Source organism: Chengkuizengella sp. SCS-71B, from assembly GCF_040100845.1.
Classification (GTDB): Bacteria; Bacillota; Bacilli; order Paenibacillales; family KCTC-33759; genus Chengkuizengella.
Genome location: NZ_JAZHSH010000001.1, coordinates 2,281,227 through 2,303,058 on the forward strand (window position 1 = coordinate 2,281,227; position 21,832 = coordinate 2,303,058).

Below are 21,832 nucleotides of genomic sequence, written 5' to 3' on the forward strand. Positions count from 1 at the left end.
TAAAGACAAATCCTAAGCGAGTATATAGGGAATGGAAAATTCCTCAAATGTTACAAAGACTAAATTTGTGAAAACTAAGGAGAGATGAATATGTTAAAAGATAAGGTAGCGATAATCACAGGTGGAGGTGCTGGTATCGGTCTCTCAGCAGCTCGGTTGTTATCTGCGAAGGGGGCAAAAGTGCTAATCACTGGGCGTCGAATTGGTCCACTGCAGAAGAGTGCGTCTAGTAATTCAAACATTAAGGCATTTGTAGCGGACGTCACTGATCCTGAGTCAGCAACCAAAACAGTTGCTGCGGCAATGGAACATTGGGGGCGTCTTGACATCATCGTGAACAATGCAGGTAATGGCGTCATTCAACCACTCGCCAATGTGAATGCGAAATCGATTAATGACATTTTTGCTGTTAATGTAACTGGGCCGACAATGCTTGCGGCAGCAGCCATTCCATACCTAGAAGAAACAAAAGGTTCAATAATCAATCTATCTAGCACATATGGAAGTAAAGCTGCTGCAGGCTTATCCCTTTATGGAGCAAGTAAGGCTGCTCTGGAACATCTCACACGCTGCTGGGCTCTTGAGCTTGCTCCGAAGGGAATTCGCGTTAATGCGGTGGCTAGTGGACCAGTTGAAACTGCTTTCCTTCGCGACCGTATGGGACTTACGGAAGATCAGATTAATGAAGTAAAGGAGCAGGAGCGTCAAATAATCCCTCTAGGGCGACGAGGCGAGACAGATGACGTAGCACGGTGGATTGTGAATTTAGCTGATCCAAATTCGGATTGGCTTACAGGGCAAATCATCGGTGTTGACGGAGGGCTCGCTATAACTTAACCTTAATAGAATTGATTAGTCACCAGCAATATGAACTTTTTCAATATCTTTATTATTTAAATGTCTTAAAAGATTATCTAAATTATGATGATGTTGATTAATTAAAAATAACCTTATAAGCTTACGGAAATGGAGGAAATAAAGGAAAGAACTTAATTTTTCACTTTTATTGGTAAGCATCTGACAGACTAGAGCAGAAACCATCTTAATAAATCAAAATGTTAAAAGGCTCGTTAAAATAGGAGCCTTTTATTTTTTTGGAAAAATTTTTAGATGTGCCGGAATAACAACATTAACAATTTAGGTTTTATGGTATTATAAATTTTATATTGTATGGGGCTGGAAGGTGATATTAAATAATGAAACTAAAACAAATCTTGATATCTTTATTATATGTTATTACGATGTTAGTACTTACTGTTTCATGTAATTACATAGAAGAACCTGATATTTCAATTGAAGTTCGGGTATCAGAGTTGAGTGAAGAAGAATTTGAACATGTTGGAACATATGGATTAGACAATCCTAGCATAAATGATTTTAGAAAGTTTACATTTAATCTTGAAATGAATCATTCAGATAAGATTATTCGAAAAATTGATCTATCTTCGTTTTGGATGGATATGTGGAATAAACAGATTGACTCAATAGATGATAATGATCGCTATTGGTTTGGAAAATCCCATTCACAAGATAATGATAGTGAAAATTTTGCAATATATTATAGAGAATTTGTATTCTATGCTAACGGATTAAGTAAAGAAGAAATAATAAAAGCATACAATTCAAGTATTTTTACAATTTCATGGGAAACAATCAAAGGTCTTAAAGTAGAAAATGATTACATAGTTGGAGATTTGATTGAATTTGTTTATGAATTTTAGGAGACTGATAATTGGTAATATCATTGGAGGGTAAAATTGAGAACAAAAAATATACATTGTAAGACATTGTAAAGCATTGGGTCAATCATCAGAGTCTGAATTATTATTTTTAAATAAAATAAAAGAGTCGTGAGGAAGGTGGTGGGAAGACCTCAACGACTCATTACCCAAGAGAAAGACAATCAGCTTTTAGCTGTACAGGTAGTATACATCAACTTACAAAATTTGTAAAGATTAAAAGAATAATACTTTTATTTTTCGATTAGTTTTGCTTCATAAACCTTAGCATCCAAAGGAGATGTTAAATATTCACTTGCTTTCCCAACAAATGCTGTAAAATGTTCACTGCTATTATGACTTTGTACAGCTTCAACATCTTTCCATTCTTCAACCATCATATACACATTTTCTTTTTCTGTGTCTTTCATTAATTGATATGAAATGTTACCACTTTCTGCTCTAGAGTCCCTAATTAAAGACTGGATTTCTTTCAAGAAATCTTGTTCCTTCTCAGGATTTACATGAATAATTGCGTGAATCATAATCATAAACATTTTCCTCTCATCTATAGATTGTCTAATGTATTTTCTACTTGATATTTAACTTTTATACAAATGAATGTCTATCTTAGTACTTTATAATTAGCTAATTAGAATGTATTCCAAGTTGTTACTTCATCAAGTGGTAAGCGATTTTTCCCAAAACCTGCTTTTTCAGCTTTTCCTAGGGCAATTAACATGACTGGAGAAAGATTCTCAGGAATATTAAATGCTTCGATAAACTGATCCTTATCAAAACCACCCATTGGAACCGTATCATATCCTTTTGCTTTTGCAGTTAACATGAGTTGCATAGATACTAATCCACCATCAATCATAGTAACTCGTATCGCATCTTCATGGGATAGATTTCCATAATGAGAATTAATTTGATTCACATAGAAATCTTTAGTCTCTTCTGGAATTGCTCCTACTTTCACTAAGTTACCATAAATCTCTTCAGCATTTTTATAAGCTTCTAAATCTCCTAACACAGCTATAACCGCAGATGAATCAACAACTTGTTGTTGGTTTGCTGCAATTGGTAGTAATTTTTCTTGTAATTCTTGATTGTGAATCACTAAGAATCTCCATGGCTGTAAATTGCTAGATGATGGGGCTAGGATAGCCGTTTCTAAAATTTCTCTAATTTCTCTTTCATCTATTTTAAACTCTGAATCATAAAAACGAACAGAACTTCTTTCTTTTGCAATAGTAAAGAAATTTTGGTCCGTTAATTTTTTTGGTGCTTCTGCATTCTTTTTGCTTTCTTGAACTTTATTTAAGTATTCTTCATTATTTTGTGCCATTTTTATTTCTCCTTTAATTATGAATTATCATTAACTGTAATATTTTCTTTTACAGTATATAACGTTAAATGTAATGATGTCAACTACAGATTGTGGAAAAGTAACTTGATTGACATAGAGGCAGCGTATAAGTTATAATTATTTCCAATTTAAAGCACACAAATTTGATGACGAGAACAAGTATTTTATGATTTTGTTCCCCAGAGAGCTGGTATATGCTGAAAGCCAGTGTTCAGATCATAATTGAAAATCCTCTCCGAGAAGTCAAGCTGAAATGGATTAAGCTTGAACGGGTGTCTACCGTTAAAAGGAACGCGTATGATTGTACGTTGCTAAGTGCTATTGATGAACGACTTTATTCAATAGAATTAGGGTGGTATCGCGGTTAAACCCGTCCCTTGTTATAGGGATGGGTTTTTGTGTGCTTTTTAAATAAATTTTTAGGAGCGATATCTAATGAAACGAGAAAATATTAAAGAAACGGTTCAACAACGAGAAGAACGTGTCAGAAAACATTGGTCTAAAGAAAATACTTTTAAAAAATCTATAGATAATAGAGAAGGGAAACCCTCCTTTGTATTTTATGAAGGACCTCCTACTGCAAATGGATTACCGCATGTTGGTCATGCATTAGGTAGAACAATTAAGGACGTTGTTGCAAGATATAAAACGATGACTGGACATCAGGTCATGAGAAAAGCAGGGTGGGATACTCATGGATTGCCTGTTGAATTAGGAGTTGAAAAAGAGCTAGGCATCTCAGGTAAAAATGAAATCGAAAATTATGGTGTTGAAGCTTTTATAGAGAAATGCAAAGAAAGTGTTTTTAAATATGAAAAGCATTGGCGAGATTTTACTGAACAACTAGGGTATTGGGTAGACATGGATAATCCATATGTAACATTAGAAAATGAATACATTGAAAGTATATGGTATATCCTTGGTACGGTTCATGAAAAAGGCTTGCTTAATAAAGGACATCGAGTATCCCCTTATTGTCCTAGTTGTCAAACGTCCCTTAGTTCTCATGAGGTAGCACAAGGATATAAGATGATAAAGGATTTAACTGCAACAGTAAAATTCAAGATTCAAAATCGTGACAATGAGTACTTTCTTGGATGGACTACTACACCTTGGACTTTGCCAGCTAACGTGGCACTTGCAGTACATCCAGCAATGAGGTATGTTCGAGCGAAAGTAGATAATGAGGTATTTATAGTAGCAGAATCATTAGCAGATTCAGTTTTAAAGAAGAATTATGAAATCCTATCTGTACATTTGGGATCAGAATTAAAAGGATTTTCCTATATACCTCCGTTTGATTTCGTAAAGGTAGAAGTTGGACATAAGGTGGTAGAAGCGGATTATGTAACTGAGGATAGTGGTACAGGTATCGTTCATATTGCGCCTGCATACGGAGAAGATGATTATAAGGTTGTTCAAGATCATCATTTTTCTTTTGTAAACGTTGTGAATGAAAAAGGGCAGTATACTGATGAAGTTCCTAATTTTGAAGGACGTTTTGTAAAAGACTGTGATGTAGATATTGTTCGTTACCTTGCAGAAAAAGGTTTATTATTCAGTAAAGAAAAATATGAACATAACTACCCTCATTGTTGGCGTTGTGATTCACCTCTTTTGTATTATGCAAACGAAAGCTGGTTTATCAAAACAACAGCATTGAAGGAACAATTTATCCAAAATAATGAGAAAGTGACTTGGCATCCTGAGCACATTAAATATGGTAGGTTTGGAAAATTTCTAGAACAAATGGTAGATTGGAATATCAGTCGTAAAAGATATTGGGGAACACCTTTAAATGTTTGGCAATGCGACCAATGTAATCACCAATATGCTCCTAAAAGCATAGAAGAACTAAAAAATCTTTCTATTACACCACTGAATGAAACGGTTGAGTTACATAAACCTTATGTTGATCAAGTAAAGCTTCGTTGTTCTCATTGTGGTGATACGATGACTAGAACAGATGAAGTTATAGATGTTTGGTTCGATAGTGGTTCTATGCCGTTTGCACAAACTCATTATCCATTTGAAAACAACTCACGTTTCAAAAAACAATACCCTGCTGATGTAGTTATTGAGGGAATTGATCAAACACGCGGATGGTTTTATAGTCTTCTTGCTGTATCAACTTTATTTACAGGGGAATCTCCTTATAAAAGAGTATTATCTCTTGGTCATATATTGGATGAAAATGGACAAAAAATGTCTAAAAGTAAAGGGAATGCACTAGACCCAGTAGATTTAATTCAAAAGTATGGTGCTGATTCTTTAAGATGGGCATTGCTTGTGGATAGTGCTCCATGGAATCCGAAACGTTTTTCTGAAAGAGTCGTACAAGAAGCCAAATCCAAGCTAGTGGATACTTTAGGAAATGTATATAGTTTTTATGATCTTTATGCTAAATTAGATGGATATGATTCTAATAGACAGTATACCGTGAAAAAAAATAAATTAGATAATTGGGTTCTATCTCGTTTGCATAGCACAGTTAAAACAGCTTGCGAAAATCTAGAGCATTATCACTTTACAAATGCGGCGAGAGAAGTAGCAAAATTATTAGATGAAATAAGTAATTGGTATGTAAGAAGATCCAGAGACCGCTTCTGGTCAAATGAAATGACAGCTGAAAAAGTTGCTGCGTATGAAACGCTATATGAAGTATTAACTAAAACAAGTCAATTGTTAGCACCATTAACTCCGTTTATAGCAGAAGATGTCTACTCCAATCTAACTGGGAAAAGTGTACACCTTTCAGAATATCCAAACTATGATGAAAAAGTGATCAACATACAGTTAGAAAAAGAAATGGAAGCCGTTTTACAAGTAGTTGAATTAGGGCGAAGTATTCGAAATACATTGTCTTTAAAAGTAAAACAGCCTTTAGCAAGTCTTTCAATTTTAAGCAATAACAAAGACATGAATTGGCAGCCGTATCAAGACATCATCATGGATGAATTAAATGTAAAATCTTTTCAAGAGATCGACGATGAAGAAAAATTTGCTTCTATACATCTAAAATTAGATTTTAAAAAATCAGCTAGAAAATTCGGCAAGTTATCAAATGTCGTCAATAAATGGCTGCAGCAACTGAATCAAGAAGAATCCAACTTATTGATAGAATCAGGATTCTTAAACATGGAAACATCTCTAGAGAAAGTAAAAGTGTCTCTAGAAGACGTGATAGTTGAAAAAGTAGCCAAAGAAGGGTATTCTTCTGCTTCAAATGGTGAGTACACAGTTACATTAGATGTAGCCTTAACTGATGATTTGTTACAAGAAGGTATGGCAAGAGAATTGATTCGTTCCATACAAGATTATCGGAAAAAATTAAACTTACCTATAAACATGCATATTGATATTGAAATCAGTGCAGACGAAGAACTGCAAGTAGTTGTTGAAAAGTTTAAATCTATGTTAAAAGAAAATTTACTAATGCGAGATTTAGTGATCAAGGATCATCTTTCAGAGGGAAAAGAAATTAACATTGGTAATAATAAAGCATCTATTCAATTAATACCAATTATTAATTAGTAGTTCCCTTAAACCCCAAAGCGCCTGATTTGATCTATCTATTTATCAAATCAGGTGTTTTTTCATAACTTAAGGATTTATAAAATTTCAAATTCTAAGTTTCAACAAAAACTACCTCTAAAGAAAACTCGATGATTGGCAAGTCTAGACGAAGGCAGAATCGTTAGTTGCCCTTATACTATCTACTTTTTAATTATTTACCTCCTCGAGAGACTCCGATAGGAGTTTTTGTTCTATTTGAATGGACTGTCATTGCATCATGAATGATTAAAAGTTTCTGATTAGGGAGATAATGGGTGTGAATTTAGTCAAGAATTGCCTATAAGAGTGAACTATAAAAGCACCTAAATTTTGAAAATTTCAAATTGGAGTGAATGAATATGAATTACAGAATCGAAAAAGATTCCATGGGAGAGATTAAAGTGCCTTTAGATAAATTATGGGGATCTCAAACTCAACGAAGTAGAGAAAACTTTAATATTGGCACTGAATTAATGCCACTTGAACTCATAAGGGCATTCATTATTCTAAAAAAAAGTGCAGCTATTTCTAATCATAAATTAGGAAACCTTTCAAAAGAAAAGGTAGAAGCAATTTATCAAACATGTGATGAAATCTTATCAGGTAAGTGGGATGATCAATTTCCGCTTGTCGTTTGGCAAACTGGAAGTGGGACTCAAACAAATATGAATGTAAATGAAGTCATTGCTAATAGAGGTAATCAACTATTACAACAAAAAGAAAATGAAGATATTCTTCATCCAAATGATGACGTAAATCGATCACAAAGTTCAAATGATACGTTTCCTACAGCGCTTCATATCGCAAGTGTAGTTGAAATTGAAAATAAATTATTACCTGCATTATCTGAACTTAAAAATACTTTAAAGCATAAGGTTAATGAGTTTGAAAATGTAGTTAAAATAGGACGTACACACCTTCAAGACGCTACACCATTAACTTTGGGACAAGAAATTAGCGGATGGCATCATATGATCGAAAAAGATGAAAGGATGATCAATGAAAGTACAATGTACTTAAAAGAACTTGCAATTGGTGGGACGGCCGTTGGAACAGGATTAAATGCACATCCTCAGTTTGGAGATATGGTTGCAAAAGAAATAAGCGAAATGCTCAATTCTGATTTTACCTCTGCATCAAACAAGTTTCATGCATTAACAAGTCATGATCAAATGGTTTACGTACATGGAGCTTTGAAAGCACTAGCAGCTGATTTAATGAAGATAGCAAATGATGTAAGGTGGTTAGCAAGTGGACCTCGATGTGGGATTGGTGAAATTACCATTCCTGAAAATGAACCTGGAAGCTCTATTATGCCAGGAAAAGTAAATCCAACCCAATGTGAAGCTTTGACAATGGTTGCTGCTCAAGTGATTGGAAACGATGTAACGATTGGAATAGCAGCTAGTCAAGGAAATTTCGAATTAAATGTATTTAAACCGGTGATTATATATAATTTTCTTCAATCTGTAAGATTGTTGACAGACTCTATCCGCAGCTTTAACGAAAAGTGTGTGATAGGTATTGAACCCAATGCTGAAAAAATCCAAAACTATTTGCAAAATTCCCTAATGTTAGTTACAGCTTTAAATCCACATATAGGGTATGATAATTCAGCCAAAATTGCAAAACTTGCTCATAAAGAAGGGATCACTTTAAAGGAGGCAGCTATTAAGTCAGGATTATTAACTGAAAATGAATTTAATAAGTTTGTTAATCCTCGAAACATGATTTCACCTAAATAAAGGTAGAATATCATAAAGTTACTTAAATGAGCACAAAGTACTCCATAGTAGTCTGCATAATTTAAATCTGATAGAATATTTATCATAATGGATTTTCAGTTTAATGAAACAGATAGGAGTGTGTATATTTGATGAGTATTAACTTTGGTTTCGTTCAGGATTCAGCCTCATGCAAAGCCTAGTATTGGAAGGCGATACTTTGCATGGGGTGATATTTAATATCGCTTAGGTAATAGGATATCATTTCTGATATGTATGGCTTTGCACCTTATATTTTATTGAAAAATATAAATAAGGGGCGAGCAGAAATGAAAAGTGTGAAAGCAAATGAAATATTACCCGAAGAACTTCTAATAGAACTTCAAAAGTATGTTCAAGGAGAAATGTTATATATACCTAAATCCAAAAATAATTATCAAAAATGGGGTACACTTTCTGGTGGAAGAAAAGCAATTGATGAAAGGAATGCAACCCTTAAGCATGAATTTAAAAAGGGGAGAAGCATTAGTCAATTAGCTGATGAATATTTTCTTTCTACAGAAACCATTAAAAAAATTGTATATTCAAAAAATTAGTAAACACTGATCATCTTTATTCAAAGATGATCAGTGTTTAAGATAGCCCTCTCTTAAGTTTCTCATTTAAACTTACTCATATTTCTTATTTTCATAGTAACATCAGTAGTGAAGTTAATCTTAGGATATACTTCATCCCAATTTAAATTTTTCCATTCCTCATAAGATAAGCTATTTCTAATAGACTCACCTACCCCTATAGTATCTACTTTATGTTTTTGGAGAAAAGAAAGCATTCCTTTCATTTCACTACTTAAAATTGTATTAACTTTACTTTCTATCTCTTTTTGCACACTATCTTTGCTTAATGTTTGATCCCCTGAGTATCCTTCCAAACTGCCAGTTAGATGAAGTTCAAAATTAACAGTAAAGTTGTTTTTATTTTCCTTAGAAACTTTAATTTTGTGTTTAGTACATACATAGGATAAGTGAATATTTTCTTTTTTGCCCCCAAGTTCTATTTCAAGATCAACTACTCCTTCTTTAAACTCTTTACTTAACAAAAATATAAATATCGCTTTTTCTTTTGAAATTGAAGTTATCATCCGATCGTCTTTAAAAAGAGCAATACCTTCTAGAACAATATTCTTTTTTGTGCTAAATATCATGGGTAAATAGGGATCGATTCCATCATCATAATATGATCTTGCAAACTGCAATAGGTTGACAGAAGGATAAACGTCTTCTTCATCCAATCTTTCTAACATTGTTTGAATATAAGACCCTGTATTCGGTTCTTTTTTTAATTGTGTAACCAATACATCTTTAGCAGTTCCTTTAGCAACTGCTAGGTACACTAGTGGACCAATCGAAGGGTCACGAAGAAAAGATAATATAATTGGAAAAATGCCATCCTTAGCTAATTGCTCTCCGAATAAACTAATCCGTAATTGACCATTTACTACCTCTCTTTTTGTTTGTGACATCAGCTCAATATCTGCATTCATTAATGAATCAGCATTTGCATGTAAATATTCGAAAACATCAGTTTCTGACGGAATCTGATACATTGTAGTGATATCAAAATGCTTACCCTCATCTTCAGAAGCGTCAAAACCGACTCCACTAAGCATTGCTAAATCATCAATACCATAATTACTCATACAGCCAGTTAATAAAAATATAAAAATTATATTTAATACTCTAATCATAAATTTTCACCCTCTTTTCACCCTTTTTCTTTTTATAGTTGTAATGCCAATGATAAACAAAAGGATGATTGGTAAACCCATAGCAATGATTGCCTCTGCTCTTCCAATCCATTTTAACCAGTTCTCAACATCCAATAAAAATTTAGGAATATATGAAATACCAAAAGAAATGATGATTAGGATAATAATCGATACTTTTGGCTTTAGTTGAGGTATTGAATATCTAAAGACTTGATCACCCGCCCAATAAAACATAACAACAGTGATTAGTGCTTTCAATGAGAAAAGACTAAATATGAAGCTTTCAATTCTTTCAATAAAAGGAAATTCTAAATACTCAAATAGAGTTAAAACTGGAAAAGTCTCGTTTTTTAATTGATCAAAGCTTAAAACACCAAAGGCTATGAAGCAAATCGGTACATATATTATAAATGTCGTAAATAAATTCCCGTAGAACATCGCTTTTATAGATGATCGAGATCTTAAAATGTAAGGAAATATAAGGATGATAATCTCATATCCTAAATAAGCAGTTAGAAGTTCCATCCCTTGAGCTAATATTTCTTTTTCCCCTTTAAAAATAAATGGTGTTAATCGAGTTAATTTAAATTCCTCAACATAAAGAGCCATTAAAAAAACGGTCCAAATTGTCATAAAGAAAAAAATAATGGTTGTTTTTCCAATTTGATATAGCCCTTTACTCACAAGCAAGTAAACAAAAATTAACATAAACAATACATACACAGTGGGAGATAATTCAGGGAAATATAACATTCGAAATAACAACCCGAAATCCTTTCCAATTAAAATGCCAAGTACACACCATAACAATGCTAAACAAAGAAAAAATGGCCGCAATAGAAATTTTGGAATCAAGTCTTCAAAAATCTCAAATATAGATCTTCCCTTACCGAAATGGAAAACCATCGCGATAAACATGATATTGATCATTGGAAAAATTGACATTATAGCAACTCCAATCCATCCATTTGTCCCAAATGCACCTGCTGCTATCCTTGGTAAGCTAAATAATGTTATTCCTGATTGAATCATGTATATAAGGATAGTAATTTGAAAAGGATGGAGTTTCTCCTTCATCGTAGATCCCCCTAACGTTGATTCTTTTTAGAAGTATTTCTCTGTTTACTTATATTAGACTCATTATTTAAAGTTGAGAAAGGAGCACGAATTAATGTGTCTAACCAATTAGACGGATGTGTTGGTGAGATCGGCGATAGGTATGGAGCTTTTAAGCTTGTAAGGCTAGTAAGTGAATAAACTAAAAAACCAAAAGCAATACAAATTCCCAAATTACCAAGAAAACCAGCCATTATAATAAATCCAAATCGAATGATTCGTACTGAACTACTCATTACATAACTAGGAATGACAAAGGATGCAATTGCAGAAACGGCAACAAAAATAATTAAGATATTACTTGTAATACCTGCTTCAACGGAAGCTGAGCCGATAACAATCCCTCCAACAATCCCAATAGTTTGTCCAACTTTTGTTGGCAGTCGTGCTCCCGCTTCTCTTAACAACTCAATGGTAATCTCCATAATAAGCGCTTCTATGATAGGAGGAAAAGGAACATTACTTCTAGATTTAATTAAACTAGGTAATAGTAAATCAGGTACCATTGCATAATGAAATGTAGTAATGGATACATACAATGCCGTAAGAGTCACTGTAATTAAAAATGCAAATAATCTAAATATTCTAATCAATGATCCTGTGAGCCAACGTTGATTGTAGTCATCAGGCGAATGTACAAAATCAAAGAAAGTTGCTGGTACACTAAAAGCATATGGACTATTGCTCATGAGTCCAATAATTTTACCTTCGGTTAGTTTAGAAGACATTACATCTGGACGTTCAGTTGTAAAAATCTGAGGAAAAGGGGAAGTAGGGTACTCCTCAATTAATTGAACTAACATATTCACATCATAAATGGCATCAATTTTAATGTTTTCCATTCTATTTTTAAGATCATTTACCAAATCTATTTTTGCAAGATCCTCAATATATAAAATATACACCGTGTTTTTTGTTATTTTCCCAATAGAATATTTTAAAACCTTCAATTTAGAGCTTTTTACTCTTCTTCTAATAAGAGATAAATTTGTATTTATATCTTCATTAAAGGCATCATGTGAACCTGTGATAATGGTTTCAGATTCTGCTGTCTGTATTGATCGTGTTTGTAAGTCAATAGCGGCAAATATATAAGTTTGATTTTTATGGAAAATAATTATATTCCCTGCTAGAAGTGCATTCACTACTTCTTTGCTATCGTTGCTAGCTTGAAATTGACTATGTGAAAGAAATGCCACAATATCTTTCTCATCTAATTTGTCAATCTTTGAAAAAAGAAATTTTTCAAAAATATCTTTTGCAATCATATATTCAAAATACATTAATTGAACGTGAATCCGAGGATACTCTTTCTTTGTAATATCAGCACATTTTGAAAATTCTTCTTCAATGTAAGAGTATGTAGGTTTTTGATGTTTTTGGTTTTCTTTATATTTAGAATTAGCTTGTAAGTCATTAAAAAAGAATTTTTTAAGTAATTTAAGCAAGAGATCACCTCAATTTTGTTGATTTTACAAAATTTTCATTAAGAAGAACATGCTTTGTTAAGTAGTATGAGCAATTGTATCATTCTCAATTCATTTATTCTTACCCTAGCGGAAATGATCACAGGCGGAAGCAAACCCATTTGGAATAACTATAGGTAGGATTTTCCCTTCATCAAACTAAAGCGTTTTGTCTTTGCAGTACATTCTTGAGAAGAACACCATATTTTACTATTATAAAATTGTGAATAATTAAAATTTTTATTAATGGGGGCTTTTCAATGGAGAAACAAGTATTTGAAAGTCAAGTAGATCTTGAACAATTTTTCCCTGTCAGTAATGTAGACTATATTGAGTTTTATGTAGGAAACGCAAAACAAGCTTGTCATTATTTTTGTAAAACTTTTGGTTTTGAGGTTATTGCTTATTCTGGATTAGAAACAGGTAATCGAGAAACGGTATCATATGTTATACAACAAAATAATATTCGCTATATTCTAACTGGGTCATTAAAAGAAACAAGTCATGTTACTTCGTTTGTTAAAAAACATGGTGATGGGGTTAAAGACGTAGCTTTAGTCGTTGATAATGTTGAAAGCGCTTATACTGAAGCAGTTAAACGTGGCGCCATTGAAATTTTACCTCCAACAACATTGAAAGATGATAATGGATCAATAAAAAAGGCGATTATCGGTACTTATGGTGACACCATTCATAGTTTAATCGAGCGCACCAACTATAATGGAATGTTTTTGCCAGGTTATGAACCAATTAGCATGAACATTCCATACGAGAGTACAGGTTTAGTAGCTGTTGATCACGTAGTAGGAAACGTAGAAGAAATGGATGAATGGGTAAGTTATTATGAGAATGTCATGGGCTTTAAACAGCTCCTTCATTTTGATGATGACGATATTAGTACGGAATATTCTGCACTCATGTCAAAAGTTATGACGAATGGAGGTAGAATAAAATTCCCAATTAATGAACCTGCCGAAGGCAAGCGAAAGTCACAAATACAGGAATATTTAGAATTTAATAATGGGGCAGGGGTACAGCATATCGCTCTATTAACTGAAGATATTATAAAAACGGTTTCATTATTAAGAAAAAATGGTGTAGAATTTTTAGACACACCAGATTCGTATTATGATATGTTATCTGAGCGTGTTGGGAAAATTGATGAGGAAGTGGAGAAACTTAAGCAATTAAAAATATTAGTTGATCGTGATGATGAAGGATATTTACTACAAATTTTCACAAAACCTATTGTAGATCGTCCTACATTGTTTATTGAGGTCATTCAACGAAAAGGTGCTAAAGGTTTTGGTGAAGGTAATTTTAAGGCATTGTTTGAATCAATTGAACGTGAGCAAGCTAGAAGAGGTAATTTATAGATACCCAGAATTCCTATAATCTACGTTTGAAAATGTGGAGGTGATACATTTTGATTATTGAACCCAGAACGATACCCTGGCAAGATGCTTATAAGTTATTAATTGGATCAGTCTTACCACGACCTATTGCATTTGTATCCACCGTTGATCGTGAGGGTCGTGCAAATCTTGCACCATTTAGTTTTTTTACATGTATAAGCGCTGATCCGATGCTCATTTGTTTTGCTCCAATGGTTCGAGGTAGTGATGGAGCCAAAAAGGATACGTTAAAAAATATAGAAGCAACTGAGCAATTCATTATAAATATTGTAAGTGAAAATATCATTAATCAAGTAAATGAATGTGCAACAGAATATTCTTATGAAGTAGATGAGTTTATAGTTTCTGGGTTAGAAAAAGAGGCTGGACACAAAGTGAATGTACCCCGAGTGAAAGAAAGCCAAGTTCACTTGGAATGTACACTGCATGAATTACACAATTACGGGTCTCATCCTGGTTCAGGTAGCTTAGTTGTTGGCAAGGTTGAGCTTATAAATGTCGCGGATCACTTATATGAAGATGGGAAAATAAATACTAGTAAATTAAATCCTATTGGAAGACTAGCTGGTCAATCATATACAAGAGCGATAAGTGACACTTTTATTTTAAATAGAAAAAAAAGTGGTGATTCAAAGTGAGATATGTCACCTTTCTTACAGAAACAGGAGATATGCGAGCAGGTTGGTTAAATGGGGACAAAATCATTGACATGAATATTGCTAGTGATGGGAAACTTCCTAATGATTTACTTACTTTTATTGATAAATATGACACATATTATACTCTAATTGAGAATATACAAGCTCATGAGGAATCTATTCATGCATTAGAAAATGTTACACTTTGTGCCCCGTTACCTCACCCACCTAGTGTTCGTGACTTTTATGCTTTTGAAGAACATGTAAAAACGGCTAGAGCTAAACGTGGTTTGACTGTTATTCCTGAATGGTATGAGATGCCAGTATTTTATTTTACAAACCACAAAGCAATAACAGGACCTGAACAATCAATTGAAAAACCGAAGAACTGTTCCTGCTTAGACTTTGAGCTTGAACTTGCTTGTGTAATTGGTAAAAAAGGAAAAAACATTACAGTCGATCAAGCAGAGAAGTATATATTGGGGTATACAATCATGAACGATTGGAGTGCACGTGACATACAGGCAAAGGAAATGAAGGTAGGTTTAGGTCCAGCAAAAGGTAAAGACTTTGCCACCTCAATCGGTCCATTTATAGCGACTTCGGATGAACTAGAGCAATATAAGGTTGGAGATCGTTATCAATTAGAAATGACTGCATCGGTAAATGGTAAGCCATTATCTAAGGGAAATTTCCAGAGTATTTATTACTCCTTTGCAGAAATGATCGAACGTGCTTCTCAAAATGTAACATTGTACCCTGGTGATATCATCGGCTCAGGTACTGTAGGCAGTGGATGTATATTAGAGTTAGGTACTGATGTACACCGGTGGTTGGAACCGGGTGATGTGGTTGAACTTGAAATTACAGGGCTTGGAGTATTGCGAAATAAAATAGTTGAGTAAGGGGGAGGGGTACATTGTATTATCGTCAAATGGGCTCGATTCCAAAGAAACGTCATATACAATATAAAAAAGAAGATCACTCACTTTTTCGAGAGCAAGTAATGGGTACGAAAGGTTTTTCAGGTACACAATCCATCTTATATCATTACAATATGCCTACCATAGTTAAGGAATCAAAAATATATCCAACAAATAAAATAAAGTATGAGGAAGACACTCCATTAAAACACAGACATTTGTTAACAGAAAAGTGTGGAAAGCATAAAGATGCTGTATTAGGACGGGAATATTTGTTAGGAAATGATGATTTAGTTATTGGAGTGGTCAAACCTACAGAAGAAATGGAGTACTATTATCGGAGTGGTGATGGTGACGAGTTATTATTTGTACATCATGGTTCAGGAAAAATTGAAACGATATTTGGCAGTATTTTTTATAAAGAAGGGGATTATATCGTTATACCTATAGGGACGATTTATCGTGTTCTACCAGACACTGGAAAAAAGCAAACACTTCTCATCGTTGAAGCAAGCAGTCAAATAACCACTCCTAGAAGATATCGGAATGAATACGGGCAATTGCTCGAACATAGTCCATTTTGTGAGCGAGATATCCACGGACCTGAAAAATTAGAAACATTCGATCAGACGGGAGAGTACACTGTTTTAACGAAATCAAGAGGAATGATAACTGATCATACGTTTAATCATCATCCACTTGATGTCATTGGCTGGGACGGATATTTATATCCTTGGAAATTTAGCATTCATGATTTTGAACCCATTACGGGACGCATTCATCAACCACCGCCAGTGCATCAAACTTTTGAAGGTCATAATTTTGTGATTTGCTCGTTTGTTCCTAGACTCTATGATTATCATCCTGATGCTATTCCAGCACCTTACTACCATAGCAATGTAAACAGCGATGAGGTCCTTTATTATGTTGATGGTAATTTTATGAGTCGTAAAGGAGTAACTGAAGGCTCGATAACTCTTCATCCTAGTGGCATACCACATGGACCCCATCCTGGGAAAATAGAAGGCAGCATTGGCAAAAAAGAAACAGCAGAACTTGCTGTCATGATTGATACCTTTAAACCATTAAAGGTTGTATCTGAAGCAACACGATTTGAAGATCATGAATACATGTCAAGTTGGATCTAAAAGCATTCATTTAAATTTTATATCATTGTTAAAAGCATAAGCGCATATTGCTTATGCTTTTAATTTTGCTTATACACATAGCCCTTTTTTAAGAATCATTACAGACGACCATACGTTACTCCTTTACGTTTCATATAAATATATATAGTAGGTAAATTTATATAAGCAGAAATAATAGGTGTGACCCTAAGGGTCAAATCATTCACATACTCTTTTTCTGCTATATGAAAAATAAAACTAACAAATAACAAAGAATAGAGGTAGGATGATAACATGCCTTTTAATAATAAAACAGAAGTCAAACAATTTGAGTTCGTTACTCCTGCAAATAGTCCCGGTTCGGGAGAAGAGATTTCAGATAACTCTGCTAACCCTACTGTTGTGGCAGAAATTACTTTTGACTGTTTAAACCCAGGGGATACCATATGGCTGAACAGTATTTTTCATTTAACTAATAATCAGAGCACAGAAGAACCTATCATAGATCATGCCATATTAAAAAATAATGTACCGATTTATACTGCGCAAACAGAAATAGATAGTTCTAGTGACGATAATATAGGACAAATATTTTCAGAAGAAACTGTAGATGTCATTACCAATCTAGAAAAAAATGTAACTTATAAGGTGGTTGTGAGTACACCAAGTATAAATGGTACGGATGTTTTTTTATTCGGTCCGATTACGTTTACCGGTACTCGATTTGCCAAAGGGAAAAATAGTTTACCGTTTAATAAAACAGAAGTTAAACAATTTGAGTTCGTTACCCCTGCAAATAGTCCCGGTACGGGAGAAGAGATTTCTGATAACTCTGCTAACCCTACTGTTGTGGCAGAAATTACTTTTGACTGCTTAAACCCAGGGGATCGCATTTGGCTGAACAGTATTTTTCATATAACTAATAATCAGGGTGCAGAAGAACCTATCATAGATCATGCCATATTAAAAAATAATGTGCCGATTTATACTGCGCAAACAGAAATAGATAGTCTTGGTGATGATAATATAGGACAAATATTTTCAGAAGAAACTGTAGATGTTATTACCAATCTAGAAAAAAATGTAACTTATAAGGTGGTTGTGAGTACACCAAGTATAAATGGTACGGAAGTTTTTTTATTCGGTCCTATTACGTTTACTGGTACTCAATTTACCAAAGGGAAAAAGTGCGTAGCTTTTAATAAAACAGAAGTCAAACAATTTAAATTCGTTACCCCTGCAAATAGTCCTGGTACAGGAATAGAGATTTCAGATAACTCTGCTAGCCCTACTGTTGTGGCAGAAATTACTTTTGACTGTTTAAACCCAGGGGATCGCATTTGGCTGAACAGTATTTTTCATTTAACTAATAATCAGGGCGATGAACTTATCATAGATCATGCCATATTAAAAAATAATGTGCCGATTTATACTGCGCAAACAGAAATAGATGATACGGATGATGATAGTATAGGACAAATATTTTCAGAAGAAACTGTAGATGTCATTACCAATTTAGAAAAAAATGTAACTTATAAGGTGGTTGTGAGTGCACCAAGTATAAATGGTACGGATGTTTTTTTATTCGGTCCTATTACGTTTACCGGTACTCGATTTATCAACGGGAAAAAGTAAGACGTTGGAAAAAGCCTAATTTTCTCAAAATAAATACGAGAAATTAGGCTTTACGCTGTAAAATCCAATGATTGCTAACTCTACATATGATATAAACACCCTATTGATAGACTTATTTGCTTGACATGTCTAATGAATAGGGTGTTATTTTGATGAAAATTTGAATGATTTAGTGTGGATAATGTTGACAACAAAATAAACTTAGTGTACTATGTAACTAGATCACTAAAACAATAAAACACATTAATACATGTTTGAGGAGGATTTATATGGATTCTTGGATAGGATTATTAAAAAAAGACTTTTTATTAATGAAAAACAGATTATTGGTTTTTTTATTAATTGATTTAGCTGTATTTGCCTTAGGTTGGTATTTGCATATTCGTGAAATCGGATTTGTTCAACAACCAAACATAAATTGGGTGTTGGATGATAATGATTTGATCAAATTTATACCACTCGTAATAGCTATGGCAATACATGTGCTTTTTATAGGGAATTACATTTTGATGAGTTTAAACAAAGAAGGGAAACAGTTACATTTGTGGCTTCACAATCCACAGTCAGCAATTGTTTTGTTAGGAAGCAAATTAGTGAACGGTTTCATTGCATTGATTGTATCTTTAGGTGTGTTAATCACTCTTACGACTATCAATCTAATTCCTTTTTTATCTGAATTGAGTTTTTATCTAGGAGACTTAACAAAATTGCTACTTTATTTCGTAGTTAATATTATTTTTTTATCACTTTTAATCGGTATATGTTTCATGTTTTTTTGGACGATTTATCATGTACTTAAAAGTCGAATTGGTAGATGGAGTGTGTTAGTGATTATCGTTCTCATTAATTTATTCATATGGATTTTTGCAAGTTTTGAAAGCACTGCTATTTATGATCAATTGATTCTATGGGGTGAATATAATCTTGAGTTTTCAACACTTGAATTTATTAACCACAATGATGAGGAATTTGGAGAGAAGGTTAGCAATCATTTAGGTGAAAACTTGTTTGATGCTTTAATAGGTGTTTTATTCTTTGTAGTTGCAGCATGGTTGATAGAAAAGAAGGTCGAGGTGTAAAAAATGGAGGATTTTCAAGCCACAAAACCAATATATATGCAGTTAGTGGATCGTATTAATCATAAAATAGTACGGAATGAATTACGTGCAGGAGAGAAATTGAAATCAGTTCGAGATATGGCTGTTGAATCCGGAGTGAACCCAAATACTGTACAACGTACGTATAGTGAGTTAGAAAGGATGGATATTGTGGAAACGAAAAGAGGTCAGGGGACATTTGTTACGAAAGATGAAATGAAATTAAATCAATTGAGAGATAATTTGAAAAACGAACATATCTCAAGGTTTATATCTCAAATGGCAGACATGGGATTTACTAAAGATGAGATGGTGCAGGGTTTAAAAGATTACATTGAACAGGAAGGAGAATAAAATGATTACATTTGAAAATGTTTCAAAAAGTTATTTAACACAAAAAGCATTAAATGACATAAATCTTAGTTTACCAAAAGGAAAAATCATAGGCATCATTGGAGAAAATGGAAGTGGAAAATCAACGATGTTGAAGTTAATGGCTGGTTTAATACGTCCAACAAAAGGATCAGTGAAAGTGAACAATATTCCAGTAAACCGAAAAATATGTGAAATAGTCACTTATTTATCAGAACTTGATGCATATTATGTCATGTACACTGTTAAACAAACGATTGATTTCTTTTCCACTCAATTTAAGGATTTTGATTTAAATAAAGCATATAAAATCATGACATTTATGAAATTAAACCCAGATCAAAAAGTAAAAAACCTATCAAAAGGAAATAGAGGACGTCTAAGAATTGTATTGTCTCTAGCGAGAGATGTCCCCTATATTATTTTAGATGAACCTTTCTCAGGATTAGACCCTATGGTAAGGGAATCCGTAGTCAAAGGATTGCTTTCTTATATCGATCTGGAGAATCAAACAATAATTATTACAACCCATGAAATTCAAGAGGTGGAAGCGCTTCTGGATATGATAGTCGTGATTCGTAAAGGTCAAATTCTAGATATGAAAGAAGTAGAGCAATTGCATGAAAAAGAACAAAAGAGCGTTGTAGAATGGTTGAAAAAAGTATATGAGGCTAGTTAGCTATATTAAGTAGGTGGCTCATATATTGAGTCATCTACTAAAATAATTCAAATTGCTATCTTGGGAGGTGAATTATGAAAGCGATTGTTTATGAAAAATACGGACCACCGGAAGTTTTACAACTAGGAGAGGTAGAAAAACCTATCCCCAAGGACAATGAAGTACTGATAAGAATATATGCGACTACGGTTACGGCAGAGGACCCGAAACAGAGAGGTTTTACATTTCCACCTCTGTTTTGGCTCCCCACGGGAATATTATTTGGATTTAGAAAACCTAAAAAAAAGATACTGGGATTTGAGCTTGCAGGGGAAGTAGAGTCATTAGGTAAATCAGTAAAACGTTTTAAAAAAGGGGATCAAGTTTTTGGTTATACCGGTCTCAGCTTTGGAGCTTATGCCGAGTATAAATGTATGCCTGAAAGTGGATTGATAGCATTAAAACCTGCCAATATAACTTATGAAGAAGCCGCCTCTGCTCCCAATGGGGCATTAAGTGCGTTAGTTTACCTTAGAAATAAAGGAAAAATTCAGAACGGAGAGAAAGTTCTTATTTATGGTGCTTCTGGATCAGTAGGTACTTTTGCGGTTCAACTTGCCAAGTACTTTGGGGCAGAAGTTACTGGTGTTTGTAGTACTGCAAATTTAGAACTGGTGAAATCTCTCGGAGCTGATAAGGTTATTGATTATACGAAAGAGGATTTTACTCTATCTGGTGAGACTTATGATATTATTTTTGACACGGTGGGTAAGAGTTCATTTTCTCAAAGTAAAAGCTCACTAAATCAAAATGGACGCTATCTCTTAACACATTTTGGTCTAACAAATATTTTTCAAATGCTATGGACTTCAATGATAGGTAACAAGAAAGTAATAGGTACTGCAGCAAATTTTAGCTGGAAACTTGAAGATTTAAATCTTCTCAAAGATCTTTACGAATCTGGAAAGATAAAATCTGTCATAGATAGGCACTACCCATTGGAAGAAACCGTGGAAGCTCATAAGTATGTAGAAAAAGGACACAAGCGGGGAAATGTAGTTTTAACTCTGGAAAACCTTCATATGCTCTAAGCAAACATAGTAACACTAATGTAATAGTAAGCAAATAAAATTTTATGATTAAACAGTTAACAGAAAGAGCGTAGAATTACGTTCTTTTTTTGATCGGAAAATATCATCCAAATGTGCTAGGGAAGGGATACAGGATGATAAAAAAGAGTTACTAAAA

The 21,832-nt window shown here is 33.6% G+C and carries 19 protein-coding genes and 1 other annotated feature; of the genes, 14 read left to right on the forward strand and 5 right to left on the reverse strand.

The features are described 5' to 3' along the window. The first annotated feature begins 90 nt into the window (after positions 1 to 90). Positions 91 to 837 carry an SDR family oxidoreductase gene (locus VQL36_RS11120; RefSeq protein ID WP_349249375.1) on the forward strand — a complete coding sequence of 249 codons (747 nt, stop codon included), beginning with the start codon at positions 91 to 93 and terminating at the stop codon, positions 835 to 837. Between the two features lie 359 nt (positions 838 to 1,196). Next, a complete protein-coding gene (locus VQL36_RS11125; protein ID WP_349249376.1) occupies positions 1,197 to 1,721 on the forward strand; it encodes a fructose-bisphosphate aldolase in 525 nt (174 codons plus the stop codon). 251 nt (positions 1,722 to 1,972) lie between these two features. On the opposite strand, the gene VQL36_RS11130 is transcribed toward VQL36_RS11125, so the two are convergent. Next, positions 1,973 to 2,269: a putative quinol monooxygenase gene (locus tag VQL36_RS11130; protein WP_349249377.1), complete on the reverse strand. Its 297-nt coding sequence runs from the start codon at positions 2,267 to 2,269 to the stop codon at positions 1,973 to 1,975. 101 nt (positions 2,270 to 2,370) lie between these two features. Continuing rightward, a complete protein-coding gene (locus VQL36_RS11135) occupies positions 2,371 to 3,069 on the reverse strand; it encodes a nitroreductase family protein (protein ID WP_349249378.1) in 699 nt (232 codons plus the stop codon). A gap of 158 nt (positions 3,070 to 3,227) precedes the next feature. Beyond that, positions 3,228 to 3,471, forward strand: a binding site (T-box leader). A gap of 54 nt (positions 3,472 to 3,525) precedes the next feature. Here VQL36_RS11135 and ileS point away from each other — a divergent pair. From ileS to VQL36_RS11150, 3 genes are all read left to right on the forward strand, one after another. After that, positions 3,526 to 6,624 carry an isoleucine--tRNA ligase gene (gene ileS / locus VQL36_RS11140; protein ID WP_349249379.1) on the forward strand — a complete coding sequence of 1,033 codons (3,099 nt, stop codon included), beginning with the start codon at positions 3,526 to 3,528 and terminating at the stop codon, positions 6,622 to 6,624. A gap of 380 nt (positions 6,625 to 7,004) precedes the next feature. Further along, entirely contained in the window at positions 7,005 to 8,390 is a 1,386-nt protein-coding gene (gene fumC / locus VQL36_RS11145) for a class II fumarate hydratase (RefSeq protein ID WP_349249380.1), read from the forward strand. A gap of 308 nt (positions 8,391 to 8,698) precedes the next feature. Beyond that, positions 8,699 to 8,965 (forward strand): CD3324 family protein, encoded by a 267-nt coding sequence (locus VQL36_RS11150; protein WP_349249381.1) that lies wholly within the window; start codon positions 8,699 to 8,701, stop codon positions 8,963 to 8,965. Between the two features lie 62 nt (positions 8,966 to 9,027). Here the strand turns inward: VQL36_RS11150 and VQL36_RS11155 are convergent, their stop codons facing one another. From VQL36_RS11155 to VQL36_RS11165, 3 genes are read right to left on the reverse strand one after another with little or no spacing between them, the layout of a single operon-like run. Then, positions 9,028 to 10,116, reverse strand: a complete 1,089-nt coding sequence (locus VQL36_RS11155) for a Ger(x)C family spore germination protein (protein WP_349249382.1) — start codon at positions 10,114 to 10,116, stop codon at positions 9,028 to 9,030. A gap of 6 nt (positions 10,117 to 10,122) precedes the next feature. Continuing rightward, positions 10,123 to 11,214 carry a GerAB/ArcD/ProY family transporter gene (locus tag VQL36_RS11160; RefSeq protein WP_349249383.1) on the reverse strand — a complete coding sequence of 364 codons (1,092 nt, stop codon included), beginning with the start codon at positions 11,212 to 11,214 and terminating at the stop codon, positions 10,123 to 10,125. An 11-nt stretch (positions 11,215 to 11,225) separates the two neighbouring features. After that, positions 11,226 to 12,701, reverse strand: a complete 1,476-nt coding sequence (locus tag VQL36_RS11165) for a spore germination protein (RefSeq protein ID WP_349249384.1) — start codon at positions 12,699 to 12,701, stop codon at positions 11,226 to 11,228. A 278-nt stretch (positions 12,702 to 12,979) separates the two neighbouring features. Between VQL36_RS11165 and hppD the strand changes: the two genes are divergently transcribed. From hppD to VQL36_RS11210, 9 genes are all read left to right on the forward strand, one after another. Continuing rightward, the gene (hppD, locus tag VQL36_RS11170; RefSeq protein WP_349249385.1) at positions 12,980 to 14,095 is read left to right on the forward strand and encodes a 4-hydroxyphenylpyruvate dioxygenase; all 1,116 of its coding nucleotides are present in this window, start codon (positions 12,980 to 12,982) and stop codon (positions 14,093 to 14,095) included. A gap of 50 nt (positions 14,096 to 14,145) precedes the next feature. Beyond that, positions 14,146 to 14,772 carry a flavin reductase family protein gene (locus VQL36_RS11175; RefSeq protein WP_349249386.1) on the forward strand — a complete coding sequence of 209 codons (627 nt, stop codon included), beginning with the start codon at positions 14,146 to 14,148 and terminating at the stop codon, positions 14,770 to 14,772. Beyond that, complete coding sequence (locus VQL36_RS11180; protein WP_413789506.1) at positions 14,769 to 15,677, forward strand: fumarylacetoacetate hydrolase family protein; 909 nt, start codon at positions 14,769 to 14,771, stop codon at positions 15,675 to 15,677. The genes VQL36_RS11175 and VQL36_RS11180 overlap by 4 nt, the downstream gene beginning before the upstream one ends. Before the next feature lie 14 nt (positions 15,678 to 15,691). Then, positions 15,692 to 16,843 carry a homogentisate 1,2-dioxygenase gene (locus VQL36_RS11185; protein ID WP_349249387.1) on the forward strand — a complete coding sequence of 384 codons (1,152 nt, stop codon included), beginning with the start codon at positions 15,692 to 15,694 and terminating at the stop codon, positions 16,841 to 16,843. A 273-nt stretch (positions 16,844 to 17,116) separates the two neighbouring features. Continuing rightward, on the forward strand, positions 17,117 to 18,457 hold the full coding sequence (locus tag VQL36_RS11190; protein WP_349249388.1) for a hypothetical protein: 1,341 nt from the start codon (positions 17,117 to 17,119) through the stop codon (positions 18,455 to 18,457). Between the two features lie 269 nt (positions 18,458 to 18,726). After that, complete coding sequence (locus VQL36_RS11195) at positions 18,727 to 19,536, forward strand: hypothetical protein (protein WP_349249389.1); 810 nt, start codon at positions 18,727 to 18,729, stop codon at positions 19,534 to 19,536. 3 nt (positions 19,537 to 19,539) lie between these two features. Then, positions 19,540 to 19,908, forward strand: coding sequence for a GntR family transcriptional regulator (locus VQL36_RS11200; protein ID WP_349249390.1), 369 nt, complete (start codon positions 19,540 to 19,542; stop codon positions 19,906 to 19,908). 1 nt (position 19,909) lies between these two features. Next, entirely contained in the window at positions 19,910 to 20,605 is a 696-nt protein-coding gene (locus VQL36_RS11205) for an ABC transporter ATP-binding protein (protein ID WP_349249391.1), read from the forward strand. 74 nt (positions 20,606 to 20,679) lie between these two features. Further along, on the forward strand, positions 20,680 to 21,675 hold the full coding sequence (locus VQL36_RS11210) for an NAD(P)-dependent alcohol dehydrogenase (protein ID WP_349249392.1): 996 nt from the start codon (positions 20,680 to 20,682) through the stop codon (positions 21,673 to 21,675). The last annotated feature ends 157 nt before the right edge of the window (positions 21,676 to 21,832 follow it).

Excerpts from the sequence above, each read along its gene's own strand:
- VQL36_RS11120 (WP_349249375.1), top strand. The coding sequence starts at position 91 with ATGTTAAAAGATAAGGTAGCGATAATCACAGGTGGAGGTGCTGGTATC.
- VQL36_RS11125 (WP_349249376.1), top strand. The coding sequence starts at position 1,197 with ATGAAACTAAAACAAATCTTGATATCTTTATTATATGTTATTACGATG.
- VQL36_RS11130 (WP_349249377.1), bottom strand. The coding sequence starts at position 2,269 with ATGATTATGATTCACGCAATTATTCATGTAAATCCTGAGAAGGAACAA.
- VQL36_RS11135 (WP_349249378.1), bottom strand. The coding sequence starts at position 3,069 with ATGGCACAAAATAATGAAGAATACTTAAATAAAGTTCAAGAAAGCAAA.
- ileS (WP_349249379.1), top strand. The coding sequence starts at position 3,526 with ATGAAACGAGAAAATATTAAAGAAACGGTTCAACAACGAGAAGAACGT.
- fumC (WP_349249380.1), top strand. The coding sequence starts at position 7,005 with ATGAATTACAGAATCGAAAAAGATTCCATGGGAGAGATTAAAGTGCCT.
- VQL36_RS11150 (WP_349249381.1), top strand. The coding sequence starts at position 8,699 with ATGAAAAGTGTGAAAGCAAATGAAATATTACCCGAAGAACTTCTAATA.
- VQL36_RS11155 (WP_349249382.1), bottom strand. The coding sequence starts at position 10,116 with ATGATTAGAGTATTAAATATAATTTTTATATTTTTATTAACTGGCTGT.
- VQL36_RS11160 (WP_349249383.1), bottom strand. The coding sequence starts at position 11,214 with ATGAAGGAGAAACTCCATCCTTTTCAAATTACTATCCTTATATACATG.
- hppD (WP_349249385.1), top strand. The coding sequence starts at position 12,980 with ATGGAGAAACAAGTATTTGAAAGTCAAGTAGATCTTGAACAATTTTTC.
- VQL36_RS11190 (WP_349249388.1), top strand. The coding sequence starts at position 17,117 with ATGCCTTTTAATAATAAAACAGAAGTCAAACAATTTGAGTTCGTTACT.
- VQL36_RS11195 (WP_349249389.1), top strand. The coding sequence starts at position 18,727 with ATGGATTCTTGGATAGGATTATTAAAAAAAGACTTTTTATTAATGAAA.
- VQL36_RS11200 (WP_349249390.1), top strand. The coding sequence starts at position 19,540 with ATGGAGGATTTTCAAGCCACAAAACCAATATATATGCAGTTAGTGGAT.
- VQL36_RS11205 (WP_349249391.1), top strand. The coding sequence starts at position 19,910 with ATGATTACATTTGAAAATGTTTCAAAAAGTTATTTAACACAAAAAGCA.
- VQL36_RS11210 (WP_349249392.1), top strand. The coding sequence starts at position 20,680 with ATGAAAGCGATTGTTTATGAAAAATACGGACCACCGGAAGTTTTACAA.